The sequence below is a fragment of the Gemmobacter sp. genome (assembly GCF_016792925.1).
Classification (GTDB): domain Bacteria; phylum Pseudomonadota; class Alphaproteobacteria; order Rhodobacterales; family Rhodobacteraceae; genus Gemmobacter.
In genome coordinates this window covers 1-2824 of record NZ_JAEULU010000096.1, presented here as the reverse complement: position 1 = coordinate 2824, position 2824 = coordinate 1, and the positions used below count along the sequence as shown (strand labels likewise).

Annotated in this window: 3 protein-coding genes; all 3 read left to right on the top strand. The window is 66.0% G+C overall.

Features of this window, described 5'->3' with window-relative positions; translation table 11 throughout:
- A partial coding sequence (locus JNN06_RS04920) for a SidA/IucD/PvdA family monooxygenase (RefSeq protein WP_291238477.1) occupies window positions 1-1137 on the top strand: 1137 nt, incomplete at its 5' end.
- Window positions 1138-1150: 13 nt separating this feature from the next.
- On the top strand, window positions 1151-2410 hold the full coding sequence (locus JNN06_RS04915) for an NAD(P)/FAD-dependent oxidoreductase (protein WP_291238476.1): 1260 nt from the start codon (window positions 1151-1153) through the stop codon (window positions 2408-2410).
- Window positions 2397-2824: alpha/beta fold hydrolase (locus JNN06_RS04910; protein WP_291238475.1), on the top strand; the 428-nt coding region annotated here is incomplete at its 3' end. The genes JNN06_RS04915 and JNN06_RS04910, both read left to right, overlap by 14 nt.

Sequence of the window (2824 nt, the reverse complement as noted above, 5' to 3'; positions counted from 1 at the left end):
CAGCACAACCCGCTGCGCGATTTCGTCACCCCGCGCAACCCGCAAAGCCCCTATGGCTTTCTGTCCTACCTGAAGGCGCAGGGGCGGTTGCTGGAGTTCCTGAACCTTGAAGCGCCCTATCCGCCGCGCAGCGAATATCTGGGCTATGTGAAATGGGTGGCGGTGCAGTTTGATCACGCGCTGCGCTATGACAGCCCGGTGGACGAGATCCGCCGCGTGACGGTGAATGGCGAGGAGCTGCTGTCGGTCGCCTCGGGCGGGCAGGTGTGGCTGGCGCGTAATGTCAGCATCGGCACCGGGCGCAGCGCCCATATCCCGCCGCTGTTCGAGGGCCAGCTTGGCCCGCGCGTCATCCATCTGAACGATTACCTCACCCATGCGAAAGCATGGCTGGCCGAAGGGGTGCGCCATGTCACCGTGATCGGCAGCAGCCAAAGCGCCGCCGAGATCGTGCTGGACCTGTTGGCGCGTGACCCCGATCTGCGCGTGACCAATATCAGCCGCAGCTTCGGCTTCAAGCAAAAGGACCTCAGCCCCTTCACCGAGCGCATCTATCTGCCGGAATTCGTGGATTATTTCTACAATGCCAGCGAGGAGAAGCAGCATCGCATGACCGCCGAGCTGTGGCGGTCGAATTATGGCGCGGCGGATCATGACGTGATCCAGACGCTGAACATGGTGATGTATGAGCAGCTGGTGACGGGCGAGGCCCGGCTGGACCTGCAATTCAACCAGCGCCTGACGGGCTTGGAAACCTTGGCCGATGGCCGCCTGCGGCTGAGCGGGCAGGATCATTACACCGAGACCCCGCTGAGCCTTGAGACCGACGCCATCGTGCTGGCCACGGGGTTCCGCAACTTCGGGGCAGGGGATGGGCGCGAGGCGCTGCATCCGGTCATGGCGGGGCTCGCGCCGCTTTGTGCCTATCGCGCCGATGGCGGGGTGGCGGTGAACCGCGACTATTCGCTGCGCTTTGCCGATGACCGCCCCGGCCTGCCCAAGGTCTTTCTCAATGGCCTTTGCGAAAGCTCGCATGGCTTTGGCGATGCAGGGTCGTTCAGCCTGCTTTGGGTCCGCTCCACCGTCATCACCGACAATCTGTGCCCGGCCCCGGTGGCGGCACCGGCGCTGGCCTGAAAGGAGGCATGTCATGACGAACCAATTCGACGTGATCGTGGTGGGGGCCAGCGTGGGCGGGGCCACGGCCTCGGTCCTGCTGGCGCGGCAGGGGCTGAAAGTGCTGGTGATCGACCGCAAGCGCGGGGCCGAGGATTACAAGCGCGTCTGCACCACCTTCATTCAGCGCAGCGCCTTGCCCACCATCCGCAAACTGGGCCTGAAAGACCGGCTGGATGCGGCGGGGGCGGTGCAGAACAATGCGGTGTTCTGGACGGAATATGGCTGGATCAAGGATGACGGCCCGCGCGACCCGGAAACCGCGCATGGCTATTCGGTGCGCCGTCAGGTGCTGGACCCGCTGCTGCTCGATCTGATCGCGGCAGAGCCGAACATCACCCTGCATCTGGGCGCGAGCCTGACCGGCTTGATCGAGGACGGCGGCCTGTATCGCGGCATTGAATGGGATGACGCCAGCGGCGCCACCCATGCCGCCCGCGCCAGCCTTGTGGTTCTGGCCGATGGCCGCAACTCGCCCGGCGCCAAGCTGGCGGGGGTGCCCACCCGCAACCGCGACAATCAGCGCTTTGTCTATTACTCCTACTACACCGACATGCCGCTGAAGACCGGCAAGGTGGCGCAGTTCTGGCAGGTTGGGCGCGATATGGGCTTTGCCTATCCGTTCGATGACGGGCTGACCATGCTGTGCAGCTTTGTCACGCAAGACCAGCACGAGGCCTGGGCGCCGGATCGCCGCGCCGCCTTGGAAGGGTTCTTCAAGGGCCTGCCGGAAGCGCCCGATCAATCGGCAGCGCAGCCCGCTTCCGAGATGCTGGGCATGCGCAAGCTGAACGATTACGCGCGCCCCGCCGTCTGGAAGGGGCTGGCACTGGTGGGCGATGCCTGTATGTCTTGCGACCCGATGTCGGGGGTGGGCTGCGGCTTTGCCTTTCAGGCTGCCGATTGGTTGGCAGAGGAGGTGGGCCCCGCGCTGGGCGCCCGGGGGGCCACGGTGGCGGCGCTGGAGCGGTATCGCCGCAAGCACCGCAAGTTCCTCGCGGGGCACGAATATTTCATTCAGGACGCCTCGAATGGCCGCGCGCCCAATCTGCTGGAGCGCATGATCTCGCGCGCGGCGGTGGCCGATGCCGAGGTGGCGCATCGCCTGCATCTGTTCATCGGGCGGGTGACGCGCTGGAACGAATTCCTCAGCCCCGGCACGCTGGCCCGCATTCTGCGCGCCAATATCGCCTATGCGATGAAGAAGGGGGAGGCGTTCCATGCGCTTCCGTAACGCGCTGATCGCGGCGGGGCTGGTGCTGGCTTGCGGTTACGCTGCGGGCTACCGCGCCGATCTGCCGCTGGCCGAGGTGGTGGCACGCCACGCCACCCCCGCCTCGCATTGGGTGACTGTGCAGGGCAACCGGCTGCATTTCACCGATCGTGGGGCCGGCCCGGTGGTGCTGATGGTCCATGGCTCGGGGGCCGAACAGGGCGCCTGGGAGGGGATCGGCGCGGCGCTGGTGGGGCAGGGTTTTCGCGCTGTGGCGCTGGATCTGCCGGGCAGCGGCTTGTCAGAGGCGGGGCCGGAGACCGGCTTCACCAATCCCGATCTGGTGGCGCTGGTATCGGATTTCATCACGGCAGAGGGGTTTGGCCCGGTGATCCTGATGGGGCACTCCACCGGCGGGCAGATCGGCTGGACGCT